The 14,986-nt window shown below is 42.1% G+C and carries 13 protein-coding genes and 1 pseudogene; 11 read left to right on the top strand and 3 right to left on the bottom strand.

The window, feature by feature from the left end; genetic code table 11:
- The first annotated feature begins 30 nt into the window (after positions 1-30).
- The 4 genes and pseudogenes from IP485_RS13125 (at position 31) to IP485_RS13110 (ending at position 4,802) form a co-directional block, all read left to right on the top strand.
- A complete protein-coding gene (locus IP485_RS13125) occupies positions 31-2,871 on the top strand; it encodes a copper-transporting P-type ATPase (RefSeq protein ID WP_265090954.1) in 2,841 nt (946 codons plus the stop codon).
- Positions 2,872-2,951: 80 nt separating this feature from the next.
- The gene (gene tatA / locus IP485_RS13120) at positions 2,952-3,236 is read left to right on the top strand and encodes a Sec-independent protein translocase subunit TatA (protein ID WP_198327667.1); all 285 of its coding nucleotides are present in this window, start codon (positions 2,952-2,954) and stop codon (positions 3,234-3,236) included.
- A gap of 30 nt (positions 3,237-3,266) precedes the next feature.
- Positions 3,267-3,467, top strand: a pseudogene (locus IP485_RS13115) (twin-arginine translocase subunit TatC); the annotation flags it as partial.
- A gap of 42 nt (positions 3,468-3,509) precedes the next feature.
- Positions 3,510-4,802, top strand: coding sequence for a hypothetical protein (locus IP485_RS13110; RefSeq protein WP_198327663.1), 1,293 nt, complete (start codon positions 3,510-3,512; stop codon positions 4,800-4,802).
- Positions 4,803-4,842: 40 nt separating this feature from the next.
- Here IP485_RS13110 and IP485_RS13105 read toward each other — a convergent pair whose 3' ends face one another.
- A complete protein-coding gene (locus IP485_RS13105) occupies positions 4,843-5,325 on the bottom strand; it encodes a hypothetical protein (protein WP_198327661.1) in 483 nt (160 codons plus the stop codon).
- Positions 5,326-5,502: 177 nt separating this feature from the next.
- Here IP485_RS13105 and IP485_RS13100 point away from each other — a divergent pair, with 177 nt between their 5' ends.
- The 7 genes from IP485_RS13100 to IP485_RS13070 all read left to right on the top strand — a co-directional run bounded on the left by IP485_RS13100 (position 5,503) and on the right by IP485_RS13070 (position 11,223).
- Positions 5,503-5,649: a hypothetical protein gene (locus IP485_RS13100; RefSeq protein WP_198327659.1), complete on the top strand. Its 147-nt coding sequence runs from the start codon at positions 5,503-5,505 to the stop codon at positions 5,647-5,649.
- Positions 5,650-5,844: 195 nt separating this feature from the next.
- Entirely contained in the window at positions 5,845-6,141 is a 297-nt protein-coding gene (locus IP485_RS13095; protein ID WP_198327657.1) for a hypothetical protein, read from the top strand.
- Positions 6,142-6,167: 26 nt separating this feature from the next.
- Positions 6,168-6,473, top strand: a complete 306-nt coding sequence (locus tag IP485_RS13090) for a hypothetical protein (RefSeq protein ID WP_198327655.1) — start codon at positions 6,168-6,170, stop codon at positions 6,471-6,473.
- A 166-nt stretch (positions 6,474-6,639) separates the two neighbouring features.
- Positions 6,640-7,146, top strand: coding sequence for a hypothetical protein (locus IP485_RS13085; RefSeq protein WP_227686550.1), 507 nt, complete (start codon positions 6,640-6,642; stop codon positions 7,144-7,146).
- Between the two features lie 100 nt (positions 7,147-7,246).
- Complete coding sequence (locus IP485_RS13080) at positions 7,247-8,224, top strand: hypothetical protein (RefSeq protein WP_198327650.1); 978 nt, start codon at positions 7,247-7,249, stop codon at positions 8,222-8,224.
- Positions 8,225-8,541: 317 nt separating this feature from the next.
- A complete protein-coding gene (locus IP485_RS13075; protein WP_198327648.1) occupies positions 8,542-10,080 on the top strand; it encodes a YHYH protein in 1,539 nt (512 codons plus the stop codon).
- An 81-nt stretch (positions 10,081-10,161) separates the two neighbouring features.
- Entirely contained in the window at positions 10,162-11,223 is a 1,062-nt protein-coding gene (locus IP485_RS13070) for a hypothetical protein (RefSeq protein ID WP_198327647.1), read from the top strand.
- Positions 11,224-11,530: 307 nt separating this feature from the next.
- On the opposite strand, the gene IP485_RS13065 is transcribed toward IP485_RS13070, so the two are convergent.
- Both IP485_RS13065 and IP485_RS13060 read right to left on the bottom strand, forming a co-directional pair.
- Positions 11,531-12,235, bottom strand: a complete 705-nt coding sequence (locus IP485_RS13065) for a hypothetical protein (RefSeq protein WP_198327645.1) — start codon at positions 12,233-12,235, stop codon at positions 11,531-11,533.
- 400 nt (positions 12,236-12,635) lie between these two features.
- Positions 12,636-13,565 (bottom strand): hypothetical protein, encoded by a 930-nt coding sequence (locus tag IP485_RS13060; RefSeq protein WP_198327642.1) that lies wholly within the window; start codon positions 13,563-13,565, stop codon positions 12,636-12,638.
- Positions 13,566-14,986: the final 1,421 nt, after the last annotated feature.

Here is a 14,986-nt window from a genome sequence, read left to right as displayed (position 1 = left end):
TTTACTTATGGTCTTCAAGGAGTAGTTTTTATGAAACATGTGACCAAGCAAGCGCATATCAAAAGCGGTAAATACGACAAAGTGCCAGAGGGTTACAGCGGAACCGTTTATACCTGTCCGATGCATCCAGAGGTAAGAGACGTTACAGATAGTGGCTGTCCCATATGCAAAATGTCTCTTAAACCTGAAGACGCTGTTGCCGAGATGGTAGCAATGAAAGATGACCATACAAGCTGTCATAGTCCGTCGAATACCGATGCCCATCCTACTAAAGAAAGTAAGTACGACAAAGTACCGGAAAGCTATAGTGGAACCGTTTATACCTGTCCTATGCATCCTGAAGTCAGAGATATTACAGATAGCGGCTGTCCCATATGCAAAATGTCTCTTAAACCTGAAGACACTGTTGCCGAGATGGTAGCAATGAAAGATGACCATACAAGCTGTCATAGTCCGTCAAATACCGATGCCCATCCTACTAAAGAAAGTAAGTACGACAAAGTACCGGAAAATTATAGCAGTACCGTTTATACCTGCCCTATGCATCCCGAAGTGAGAGATGTGGAAAAAAGCGATTGCCCAATATGCGGTATGTTTCTCAAACCTGAGGGCGAGGTTACTGATTCAGATGATAATGAAGACAGTCATGCACACCGTCATGGAAAGGATAATGACCTTACTAAGGTAAACTCTATGAAAGGCGGCAAGTACGATAAGGTGCCAGAGGGTTACAGCGGAACCGTTTATACCTGTCCTATGCATCGCGAAGTCAGAGATATTGAGAATAGTGGTTGTCCCATATGTGGCATGGCACTTGAATCAGAGACTGTTACTATTGGTGAAGAGGATACCTCAGAGCTCGATGACATGACTCGGCGTTTTTGGATTTGTACCGTGCTGACCGTCCCTTTGTTTTTGTATGCAATGAGCGATATGGTAGGTATAAATTTGGACAGCTTCATTCAAGGCGGTCAGGGTGATATCGCTGGACAGATTGCTCAGTGGATACAGTTGGCGCTTGCGGTACCAGTGGTACTATGGGGAGCAGCGCCTTTCTTCGTGCGAGGTTGGCAATCCATAAAAAGTCGCAACCTAAATATGTTTACCCTAATTGCGATAGGTGTAGGCACAGCGTTTGGTTTCAGTCTGGTAGCAACCTTTATTCCGGGTATTTTCCCAGACAGTTTTAGGAATGCATCTGGTCGAGTCGGTGTTTATTATGAAGCAGCAGCGGTTATCACGACATTGGTATTACTAGGTCAGGTGCTAGAGCTTAAAGCCCGAAGCCAGACTTCTGGCGCAATTCGTGCTCTTCTTGAGTTGGCACCGCCGAATGCAAGGCGGGTGGATGAGCAAGGCGTTGAGACAGAAGTCTCCCTTGACGAAGTTATCAGTGGCGATAAATTACGGGTTAAGCCAGGAGAGAAACTCCCTGTAGATGGCATTGTGCTTGAAGGCAGTAGCAGTATCGATGAGTCGATGGTAACGGGGGAACCTATTCCAGTTTCTAAAGCAAAAGGCGATACGGTTACTGGCGGTACGGTAAACGGCACGGGAACCCTACTGGTTGAAGCGGTTGACGTGGGTGATGACACGGTACTGTCCAAGATCGTCAAAATGGTTGCTGAAGCCCAGCGCAGTCGCGCACCAATACAGAAACTGGTGGATAAGGTGGCTGGGTGGTTTGTGCCAATTGTCCTTATCTGCTCTATCATAACTTTTATCGTCTGGGCTATCTTCGGACCTGCGCCTGCCATGGCCTTTGCACTGGTCAACGCTATTGCAGTGTTAATCATTGCTTGCCCTTGTGCTTTAGGACTCGCCACGCCTATGTCGATTATGGTCGGTACTGGCAAGGGTGCTCAGAATGGCGTGCTTATCAAAAACGCTGAAGCGTTAGAGAGCATGGAAAAAGTCGATACCATCGTTGTCGATAAAACAGGAACATTAACCGCAGGCAAACCAGAACTTACTGCTATCGAAGCGCTTGGTGGTTTAGATGAAAACGAACTGCTTATACTTGTCGCTGCGGTAGAGACTGCCAGCGAACATCCTTTGGCAGAAGCTATCGTTAAAGCTGCGCAGGAAAAATCTCTTGATATTGCTAAAGCCAGTGATTTTAGCTCAACCACTGGCGAAGGCGCGCAGGCACTGGTCAATGGCAAGCAAGTCGCTGTAGGCAACTCAAAATTTATGCAACGTCTTGATAGCTTTGACAGTACGCTTTCAGAACGTGCTGATAAGCGCAGAAAAGACGGCGAAACGGTAATGTTTGTAGCAGTAAACGGCCAAGCTGCTGGTTTAATATCAGTCGCTGATCCGATCAAGCCGAGTACCAGCGAAGCGATATCTTTACTGCATCAGGCTGGACTAAAGGTGGTCATGCTAACAGGTGACAACGAAATAACCGCTAGAGCCGTTGCCAGTAAGTTAAATATTGATGAGGTACATGCTGACGTCTCTCCAGAAGACAAAAACCGTATTATCAAAGAGCTACAAAATAGCGGTAAGGTCGTGGCAATGGCAGGTGACGGTATTAACGATGCTCCCGCTCTTGCACAAGCTAACGTTGGCATCGCCATGGGCACAGGAACAGATGTGGCTATGGAGAGTGCTGGCATCACGCTAGTGAAGGGTGATCTGATGGGAATCGTCAGAGCCCATAAACTGAGTCATTCTACGATGCGAAATATCAGACAAAACCTGTTTTTTGCGTTTATCTACAATGCGCTTGGTATACCGCTTGCGGCAGGTGTTCTGTATCCCTTCTTTGGGCTGTTGCTCAGTCCAATGATAGCGGCCGCTGCGATGAGTCTGTCTTCAGTATCTGTTATTGGCAATGCGCTGAGATTGCGTCGCTTGAAACTGTAATTTCGGTACGGTAAAGCAGTTTCTAAAGCACACATATATATACTGGTCTTATCAAGACTTTAAAATATAAGGATCACGTTATGGGCAGTTTTTCTATTACACATTGGCTGATTTTATTGGTTGTGGTGGTGGTCGTATTTGGCACCGCTAAGCTTAAAAATGCGGGTAAAGATTTAGGCGGTGCAGTAAAAGGTTTTAAAGAAGCAGTCAAAGATGAAGAAACCTCGCATGCTCGCAATAATCGTTCACTTGACCATGAAAGTAGTACGCCATTTTCAAACAATGGTTCAAATACGCAGGTAGGGGCTCAGGCTGATGATACAGAAATCAGTCGTGTCACCACTGATGATCAGCACAAAGTATAAGTAGCGCCGCTTATAAATAGCGGCACTCATATGATTGCCACTGTCATCACGTCAAACTTTATGGCACCCATTCACTTAACGATATTCGTCGCTGCATTTGCAGCGATGCCTTGTATCCTGTATCAAATTTGGTCATTCATAGCCCCTGGATTATATAAAAAATTCACTACTCCTGTGCTATTGTCCTCGATATTTTCATTCTATACGGGTGTGGCCTTTGCCTACTTACTAGAGTATGTCAGCGTAAGTAATCTACTTAACGACGAGGTTTAAATGAAACACCTAACCAGCAATAACGATGAGACGAATGACGGTCTCGCAAATCGACTGAATCAAGAGTGCTACTGCATTACCCTCGATCGTAAAGCGCTCAATACAAGCCTGCAAGATCAATTGGTAGAAAATAGAAACAATCCAATAGGAGCGAACGAGCTTAATAAGCTTTTTTCAGCAACACCAGTGTTCGTCCCCAAAACAGAGATAGCGGCGATGGAGCGGATCGTTGACGCTATCGAGTTGGCTGCCAAACTGCCATCGTATCAAGCGCAAGCGCTGTCGTGGGCATCAGAAATCTCTGCTTTTGACCCTGGTCCAATAGGGGCTCTGATGGGCTATGACTTTCACTTGGGTCGTGACGGCCCTCAGCTCATAGAGGTCAATACCAATGCTGGTGGCGCATTTCTGAATGTGTTGCTCGCTCGCGCACAAAAACGCTGTTGTAACGCCTCACAGCAAAGCGCTGCAACGACTCAAGTGTTAGATACATTTGAAGAGTCAGTGTTTACTATGTTCAAACAGGAATGGCAGCGACAATCGGCTACTGCCATGCCTAGTCGCATAGCTATTATCGATAATGACCCTAAGCATCAGTTCATGTTTTTGGAGTTCGAGTTAGCACGTCAACTGCTCCAAGCTAGAGGCATTGATACTGTGATACTAGATCCCTCTGAACTCGACTATGTCGATGGTGCTCTGACAGCCCATGGACAGAAAATCGATATGGTCTACAACCGGCTGGTCGACTTCACGTTTGAGGAGCCTGACCATGCACTGCTTAAGCGTGCGTATCTAGAAGGTGCTGTGGTGGTGACACCCAATCCCCATGTGCATGCTATGTTGGCCAATAAGCACAACTTGACCTTGCTATCCGATTCGCAGACATTGCGCGCTTGGGGACTGAGTGATGCAGCAGTAGAATGTCTCGAAAAGTCTGTACCAAGGACTAAGCTCGTATCAAAAGACGATGCAGCAGCGTTGTGGCGTACTCGGCGACAGCTGTTTTTTAAGCCAGTTGCTGGTCATGGAAGCAAAGGGGTCTATCGCGGTAGCAAGCTGACTCGACGCGTTTTTGAGAACATCCTTGATGAGGATTATATCGCACAGACCTTTGCTCCTGCAGGAGAGCGATCAATAAAAATTGATGACACTGTTACAACGAGAAAGGTTGATATACGTCTTTATACGTATGATGGAAAACTGCTACTACCTGCGGCGCGTGTTTATCAGGGTCAGACGACCAATTTCCGTACACCAGGAGGTGGGTTTGCGCCTGTCTTTCAGGTGTAATGAGCTAAACAACACCAACTGCTTTTAATGCTAGCCTACATTACTTGGATATCTGCCAACCTATGAACATCCATTTTACAGTGTAGATTAACAGTATCGGAATGACCACCCACTGAACGAGCGGCAACGCACCTACGCTCAGTAACGGAACATCAGGCATCAGCCCGCTATAATTCCACCTTTGGCCAGCGCCAGTTGCCCAGTATTCAAAGAGTATTGTTACGATTAGGCCAACGCTAAGGTATATCGATAAAGTCAACAGGCGCCACGGCTTTGCAATCCAGAACCAGTCTTTTACAAACAATGCCGCAAGCACGTAGGCGCCAAAAGCAATATTGGCATCACCGACGGTCGCACGCGTGCAAAGCCAGACCACATCCCAGTGTCTTGCTTCGGCCATGCCGGAGAAAAACGGTACCTGTGCCATCTCCCAAAAAAAATGGAGAAAGAAACTCACGCTCCATATCATTAGGACAAGCACAGCTGATGTCGCTGCCCGGCGGGATTGGCTTACAAGAGTCATCACTCCTCCGAAAATAGCCATAGCCATAAATACAATGTAATGTTTATTCGATCGTCGTTACCGGACCGAGACGCCGTTTACTGGCGTCTCCCACGGCAGATGAGCATTTACATCTCAATCCCGATTGGCTTTGTACTGTGAGCATATCTGCTCAGTCGAAATACTGCATTCAAGGTTATGCCGTTTCCTCTACTAATGCCAGCATTTGGTATGGCAATTTCAGTATTGCTCACAGGAGAAGTAATAATTTGGTGGAAAATACTGGCTGTGATGGAGATGTTGTTGACGGGTAAGAAGCGCTTTTTGGTTGATGGAGATGGTTAACATATCATTTTATTATCTGGTTTTAGACAAGCTATCTATATCTATTGTATAAAATATATTCATGGAAAATCATGAATATTTCTGCTATACCTAGTTATACTAATTAATTTGGTTAGTTTTGCTAATCAAATTAATTGGCTGTATGGATTTTTAATCTCGCATATCGGAGTTAAGCAACCATAAAGGACGATAACTATGAAATTAGCAAAAGCTGTACTCGCCAGCATCTGTATTTTACCGTTAGCCACCATCGCCTATGCTGAAGACGTTGATACCCAAAACTTACGTATCTCTGAAACCTCAATGATGAGTGTCAATGAAGCAGCACCATCAGCCATGAAAATGCACAACGAAAATGACCATATGAGCGAAAAATCGAACGCCATTCAAGACGGTAGCGATGTAGAAGTTGATGCTGAACGAGGATGGCGCTGGCCTTGGCAGAAAAAGGACAAAGAAGTAGCGACGCCTGAGAGAGCAAAGTGCTGTTAGTTCATTAACTGTAGAGGGTTACAATCATGAAACTGTCGAAAGCCATCTTAGCTAGCATTTGTATTTTACCGTTAGCCACCATCGCCTATGCTGAGGATATCAATACTCAAAACTTGCGTATCTCTGAAACCTCAATGATGAGTGTCAATGAAGCCACACCCTCAAGTATGCAGCAAAAAGAAGCAATGGAAATCAGCAATCAATCAAGTTCCATCAATAATTCAAATGATGTTGAAGTGGATAAGGAAGAGGGCTTTAGATGGCCTTGGCAAAGAAGAAAAGACAAAGCTTTTGAAGCTATCGAAGACTTTAAGAATCAATCAAGGCCCTAGAGAGATTCAGGCAAGTAGTCCGTCATGTGGAACATTTGATGGTGAACCTAACGTAGCTTCTGATAGTAGTATCAGCTATTTATAGTGATTTATTGATATTAAATACTTTTACACAAGGATGTATATTATGAATATTTATAAGCAAATAACGATACTGACACTGAGCATGTCTCTAGTAGGGCTCAGCCATGCCGCCGATGATATGGCAGGTGCCAAAAGTGGTATGACTGTCACGGAAAACAGTGCGATTGCGGCGTGGACGCATAATTGGAGCACCACTGGGAAAGAGAAGAAAAAGGGCAAGGCAAACATGGTGTCCTCAAAGGTGAACGTGCCGCTGGAAGAGGATGCATCGCAAGTAGCTCTAACCGAGTTTGCTGAAAAAAATAACATGACGAACAAAAGCTATGGCGAGGTTTGTGGCGCATTCGTTGAAGGTGAGATGACTGAAACTAAGCGAGGAGGTCATCGTTGGGGCAAGTCTGACTCGCATTGGTCCAAAAAATCATTTAAGATTTTTAAAGCACGTGAATTTACGGGTGGTGAAGAAGAACTGGCGCAAAGCGCAGGTCATCTATTTGGTAAAACCCGTAAAACCCATAATTGTATTACTACTAAAGTAGGGATCAACGATGAAAACGTTGAACTTGAGTCTATGAAGCTAACAAAATAATTGAGCAATGCTATATATGCTATCTAGGAGTAGAACAAAGTGACAGTTAAGCATTTAGCTGTCATTTTTTATGTACTAAGCCACATTTTGGAGAGTATTCATGAAAACCTTTTGTTACCTACTGGTGAGCTTGCTTTTTTTGTATTCTGCTCAAGCCAATGCTCTAAATACCAACGAGAAAATGGTCAATGAACTGTATCAAGATACTGAGCTTGATATTGATAATGTAGACGACGTTTTTGAATACGTACTATCACAGACTGGCGATACCCTCACTATTTACCCTTCAGAAGGCTATTATTATTTTAACTTTTACCATCAGGGCAACTTAATAAAAGGCAATATGTTGGTGGGTCATAAGTTAAGACAGCAGGGCAGCTTATCCTTTATATATTTTTATGATATAGCTGGCAAAGAACGGGGTGAATTTAAAACGCATCATAAACTATATAAGTCATCAGACATATTTAGCTTGAAAAATTATCAACCTAATTTATATCAATTAACTTTCAAAAATATCAAAAAAAATCTTGAGATTAATCAGATAGAGCCGGATGCTGATTTTGTAAAGACGCTTGAGGGTCAAGGTTTTGAAGTCAACCTACCAATGATGGATGATTCGGGAGTCACACTCTATTTAGCATTTCATCCTACTACCAATAACTTCTATTATATTAATCCTTTATCCAGAGATGATGAATTTTACTATCCCTTTAGCGACGTACTTAAAGTGGGTGCTAGGACTCAATTTGTCTACCTGCCTATGGAAAAATTTGCCATATTAGTAGGCGTTAATGCCAATAATGTTTATAAAAACAACTATTACGATGGCCCTTTTGATCAGCTCCCTGACGAGGCGTTAGCTAAAATAGACTATAAATCTTATTTATATCGAGTAAATCCGAGTTGGAAAAATGAAATATATGATGATGGTTATTTTATAAATGACCCCGATGCCCGTGTTGCACTGACCAATTATTTTGAATATCTATCGCTTGATGAACTCAAAAAAATTCAACCTTGTGCGTCTGATAAAAATCCGCTGCAATGTTTAGAAGACAGTGGGATGCGTTTTTGATTTTGCACGATGCTGTCTCATATAAGAACACTGCTAGTTATCGCCATACATTGCATAGCAATTGATGATAGGACATCAGGCGAAAATATAGTCTATAGGATTTCCATAGTAAAAAACGCAATAGGGCTTAACACTTCTTAAAGTTTATCTAAAGTAAAAATTGATATTATATTCTCAATATAATGAATTCATCATTTTGTCACTATAATTTTTTGTGTGAGTAACGACAAGTAGCCACGATGGTTAGACAGGTGCGTATACGCATATCAGTCTGACTATGACTAATTTTCAAATATCAATCCAAACGAGAGCGTGTTATGACCCTTACAAAAACAGCTCGAGCTTTCAGCTTGCTTGCTATTGGCACTGCCATACAAGTTACATCACTGACTTCTGCCTACGCCCATGACCTTAGTGCACATACCATCGCTGCCAAAGAATGGCAAATCACAGGCCAGCCTAGTGTCGCTGCTGATTTTATCAAACTAGAATACGGTACTGTTTATTTAACGGATAGTCACCATCAGTTGCTCTCTTTTGATTTATCGGACTTTTCAGCCGATGATCAAACCTATCTTCTAGAAAAAAACGCCCATATTCAAGCGATCAATCAGCTAGCAGTGATTGACAATCTAGTAAGTAGTAATCAATTAACGGCTATCCAAAATCCAAGCGATACTACTGTTATCGCTAACGATAATGGAACGGCAATAAATAAAGCTGATGCGGCAACGTCTGTCATGACGGATAACAGTGACACGCGCTCTGTCTTATTCTTCTACCTGTTGGGTGGCTTGGTCTTAGCGAGTGGTTTGGTGTGCTTTTATGTTTTGAACATACGCCACAAAAAAAACCGAACCTCAAAAATGGCCTATTCAGTTTTTGGTGTATTGGGTTCAGCTGCGTTGCTTGTGGCTTGTAGCAGTACTGAGACGGCCCAAAATATCGGTGCAAAGACGAAAGAGGCGATTGCTCATTTGCCAGTACCTGCCAATGACATTGACTTTATGACCTCAGTATTTGGCTCATTTGATAACGTCAGTACCCATCATGATGATAAATATCTGTATGTCGAATCAAATGGTGTCCCAAGCCATGAAATGATGACAGGTATCACCAGTTGGCAACAGCAAGTACCTATCGACCAGGATTATACCAATGAGAACAGTTGGGTCATTCCCTTACAGCCTGAGCTTGCCGATGAGCCTTTGATGGCCAAAGACAATTTTATGAAAGGGGCCATCGCGATTGCAGCCAATGGCATTCCTATATTCAACCCATTAAACAATCGCGGTGAGGACGCCAAAGCATTCGGAGAATTAGACAATTGGGGCGGGCATTCTGGACGCGCTGATGACTACCATTATCATCTTGCACCAACTCATCTACAGTCACAAGTTGGTGAAGGTAAGCCCATTGCTTATGCACTAGACGGCTTTCCTGTCTATGGTGAAACGGATGATGAGCTGGATGAATATCTAGGCAAATTCAATGAAGACGGTAGCTATGAATACCATGCTACCTCAGAGTTTCCGTATTTAATTGCAGGCTTGCGCGGTAAGGTCACTATAAACCCAGATACGACAGCGCCGGAAAATGAGATTGCACCGCAAGCGCATACGCACGGCGTTCGTCCAGCGCTAACGCCTTTGCGCGGAGCCGAGATCACAGATTACAAGATTATAAGCCCGACTCAATATAGTCTAACGTATACCCATGACGGTCAAGAGCATAAGCTGAATTATGGTTGGGGCGCTACTGAAGCGACTAAAGATACTTATACTTTTGAGTTTATTGATCCAGAGGGTACGACCGTACAGACTTATAAACGCACTGATGATACACAGAAAAAATAATGTGCATCTAATGATAATGATCAGTTATAGAGACAAATAAGCTGAGTTTTAGACCATTTTATATAATGCTAAGGAATCCTAATGAAACCTATTTTAATACCTGCTTTGCTAACCACGACAATATCTGCTGTATTGCTAGCGGCGTGTAGCCAAACTCAAATAGACTCAGCAGCTACCGATGCCAATGAGCAAACGACAGCATCAATAAGTAGTGCAGATGCCAGCAGTTATACTGGCACCGCTAGCTTAACTCAAGGTCTTGCCCAGACTGACGTGACAAATGCCTATGAATGTGACCGCGGTCGTCAAACCAACATCGGTAGTATCCAGTCAACTGACGGTAAATCGTGGACAGTACCAGCAGCGACCAATTTGCTCAATACAGATTTCCCAGTGGCATCCGACTTAAACAACCCTTGTACGGGCAACGACTATCGCACCGCCAGTGAAGCTTTATCTCAACTTGATGGCTCAGACATCATTGAAGTAGATGCAGATGGTGAGGTGTATACCGCTTACGTCTTTGCAGATAATTATTTTGAGATGTATGTAAATGGCGTAGCCGTCGGACGTGACAATGTGCCATTTACTCAGTTCAATTCAAACATTGTACGTTTTAAGGCAAAAGCACCGTTTACCGTTGCTATGCATCTGGTAGATTGGGAAGAAAACTTAGGTATTGGTTCAGAAAGCAATAACGGCTCAGAGTTTCATGCAGGAGACGGTGGTCTCGTCGCTGTGATCAAAGATAAAGATAACAACATCATCGCCAAGACCGATGAAAACTGGAAAGCACAAACCTTTTATACCGCGCCGATTAGAGACTTGTCCTGTGTTAGTGAGTCAGGTAGCGAGCGCCTATCTAGTAATTGTGTTACCACCGGCAATGTGCAAGATAGTTCGGCAGATTATGGCCTGCATTGGGAATTGCCTACCAATTGGCAACAAGCAGACTTTGATGATTCTAGTTGGCCGAATGCCACCACTTATAGTAACCAAACCATTGGGGTAGACAACAAGTCAGCTTATACCAATTTCACAGATATTTTTGATAATGAAAAAGCAGATGCTGAATTCATTTGGTCAACCAATGTAGTACTCGATAATGAAGTTATCGTACGCTACACAGTAAATGGATTATAAAATCTGGAAAGTATTGGTGTTGTTCCAAACGAGCTGACAACACACATATTTAGGTTGGCAGGAATTATTTTAGAAAAATGGAGCAAGCCATCTATATCGTTGGCTTGCTCTAGTCAATCCTCTATAAATTGGGTATGGTGTCAGTCTCGCTTAGCCTGCTACTTGTAGTGCTTTCACTCGGCTTCCTTGTATCCAAATCATATTGAACCGACTATATATAACCTAAAAATAGGTCATACGTTAGAAAAAACCTCGCTATTTGTATGAGTATCCAATGCGTACTCTACATACACGATATGCGCATAAACTACTGACTAACAAACGTCACCGTCTTAGTGCCATTCGTAGATGGCTGACTTAGTGTGACTTTGCTCGCTAAGATATCGCCTTTGGCATTGATTTTGTAGCATTCGGATGAAGTGCCTATAGGATCAGAGCTAAGTAGTAAGTTTTTTGAGTTTTCTATACAGAGCCATGCCGTATTATTGGTGTCTCGCGTAAGAGCCCAGTCTTGCTCATACGACCCTATTTTTTTACGCATACTGCTGTCAGCATAGACGGTTTCAGTAATCAACTTATTTGAGTCGCCGACTGTAGCCATCTTAGGAATGATAGTTGTCTGGTTCGATAGCGAGTATTTACCCGTGCTATCTGTGAAACCATGAAACACTAATGGATTCAGGGTAAAGTAATTAATAGCAACTGACTGATCAGTAATTCGATTATTCACTTTATTGATAGTATTTACTTCGGCACCTTGCACCGCTTTATTATTGAATTGAAAGCTGCCTTTAAGCGTGATTTGAATGTCTGCTGAGGCACTTTGATTACCTACAATAGCAACCAATTTTTCACTCCGTTGTTTGGTATAGATGTTGAGCATCGCAGTCTCAACGGGGTATTGAGTCATTATGTTGTTTGGGTTGGTATTAACCATTGTCCCACCACTTATGCCACTAGCACAAGCGCTCAATCCCAGTCCTGCTACTACTCCCAGTGCTAAATTTTTCATAAGACCATCCTTTTATTTGTTTTAATCTATTTAGATTATCATGGATTGAATTGAGGACATGCACTAGTACTTACTATAATTGAATTTTCCGCCACTCGCGTCTGACATTCGTTAATAGCGGTTTTGTGACGGTCATAAGTGTTACGAGCGATTGCAGACTTCTATTAGACTGGTTGATGAGAAACGAAAGCTCAGGTATTGAAAGTACAGCTTAGAGTAAGCAGCTGTATGCCAATGGTTGAACGAAGTCTTTGAAACGTTGGCACAATCATAGAGTTTGCCTCATAAAAATAGCGCCCATTGCAGGCGCTATTTTTATTTCATTTTTATGAGGCAAGATTAAGAGTGCTTAGTGCTAAAGCTAGTAATATGACAGCTATCTTTTAGCACACAGTTATTTCTAATAATTGGCTTTGATTTGTGCTTCTATGAAATCAGCCGCAACAGTATTGTACAGGTCACAATCGACAATATCGGCCGTAAAGTCCGTATCACTATCTTCTTTAACGCCTTTTTGATAAAAATCAGAATCATAGACCAAACCATTGTACTCAACAGCAGCGACAATATTGCCATCCTCATCAGTATATCTAGCAGCTGACAGTTCGTTATTCAGTCCAACTTTTTCTTGAACGAGGTTTTTTACCACGTTGCCTTGTTTTTGTTCGGCGATCCATTCATTAATAGTGATTTCTTCTCTAGAAGCTTGCTGATAAAAATAATAATAGGACTGAGACGGTGTCTCCTGAAAAATATAGCATTGAGAGCCAGTAGGGAAGGCAAGATTGTCTGGGAAATAGTCATAGTCTAAGACAGTGCTAATGCCTGTGTCAGCATTATTGGCTAACTTCTTGATACCGCTAAGGTCTAAAGTTTCGATATCATAAACACTATCAATGGCTGCATTATCGGTCTGAATTCTTGATTCAAAGCTGTCACTATCAGTAAATTTTAGCTTGTAGAATCGGTTGTCAAACTCATCACTCACTTTTATGAATACTTTATTGCCAACATAGTAGTTTGAGTTATTTCCCTCATCATCTCTGCTGTTTTGATAGGCAGTAGCCGAGCTGCCCACAATGGTAGAGATAGTTTCTGTAAAGCCACTATTACTAAATTTGTAGGCAAGCTTGCCCCATCCCTCTATATACTCATCATTTGACACATCCGTAAAAGCATCGAATACGGTGTAATTCAGCTCATTATTGATGATAGGGCCAGTGTTATCATTGTTGCCTACTATATATTCACCGTCATCGTCACCGCCGCAACCTGTGAGCAATAAAGCACTGGTCAATGCGATACTGGCATATAGCTTGTTTATTTTCATATTGTTACCTATCGTTAGTTTCCCGTAAGAAAGTAATCATAGTTAAAGGTATGATAAATTGCAAAACAAAGTTTCAGTTTTAACACTGTCGCTACAAAGATCGCTCGTCTCGAACTTTTGAAAGGTAAGGAAACTAAAAGTAGCGGGAGGGGTAATAGGTAATGACTGAGAATGGTGCGCTTTATTATGATCGAGATAAGATTAATGACGGGCTGGCTAAGATGTATTTGAACAAGTGAGGCATGATATCTTTATCGTAGAACAATAGTTAAAAAGGATCAGTTGTCTGCTAACTAAAATGACCCGCATCAGGCGGTCATTTTAGTTTTGGTTTTGAACAGATGATTAACTCTGGCATACCTGCATGCCCCAACTTAACCTGCAAGCTGTATTATGCTGAAAAAACTATAAAGCCAAACTTGGCAAACTAGGCATATTAACAGTAGTTCAAAACCGTCAATTTTCACGGTTGACTCATTCGTAAGTTTTCGCATCTAGGCCCTCTCAATAGGCCTATTATTAATGGTTTAAGCTAGAAATAGATCTAGGGAATCAGTCATCATTAAAGTTATTTTTATCAGTCATGGGTATAAGTCCAAGTTACATAAAGAAAACATTTGTTTAACATTATTTAAATTGGAATCCAGTCGAGAATGATATACATTCCGTATAAATTTCTAACGATGGGAGAATCAGTTCATTGTATGCTCTGGTGATAAATTAGTATGTACGAATGGGAATCCGTTTTTTAAAGCAGGATCGACATATACTGTTGGCAACATCGTAACCAGTAAACTCTTTAAAGTAAAAGTAGGCGCGAATGATGAGTTTTGGTATGCTACGGAAGATAGTGAGGGCATATCTGTTCGCTTTAATTCAAAGGAAACAGCAATTAATGATGCTTGGTTTAGTTTAGCAAAATAAACTAAACTCGTTTTTTGGCAGATAGGCCCTCTGCAAGATTGATGTTCGCTTGTCTTAACGACAGATAAGATAATATTCAAACCGACTAATTTTTAAAATTTTGTCATCATATTACCAGTGGGCTTACGCTTAATATTGCATCAGAAATAAGCATAGTAACTATGACATTCACTGTATAAACCATTAATTGATTATCGTCGCATTCAATTAATTTACTTGAAACTATATGGTTTGCTTATCTTTGCGCCTGTAGTGACATTTCAACTGGTTGTAGTATCTATTATCAAAAACTATCCATCAGATTGTGAGCGTAAATCTGTGAGCACATCCTACTTGTTTTTGATAGGTAAGGCATTTAAGGTATTTCTGATTATTTATTGGTCTCTATGCCGACCACAAGCACAATAATCGTTTTTTATTTCCTCTATCTTAATTGGTACAGCATATAACCATTGCATACCGCCATCACTATGAAAATAGCCATTTTCAAATGCTAC

It is taken from the genome of Psychrobacter sp. NG27 (assembly GCF_016106655.1).
GTDB lineage: Bacteria > Pseudomonadota > Gammaproteobacteria > Pseudomonadales > Moraxellaceae > Psychrobacter.
Note: the sequence above shows the minus strand (reverse complement) of the source record. Positions and strands in the feature narration are given on the sequence as shown.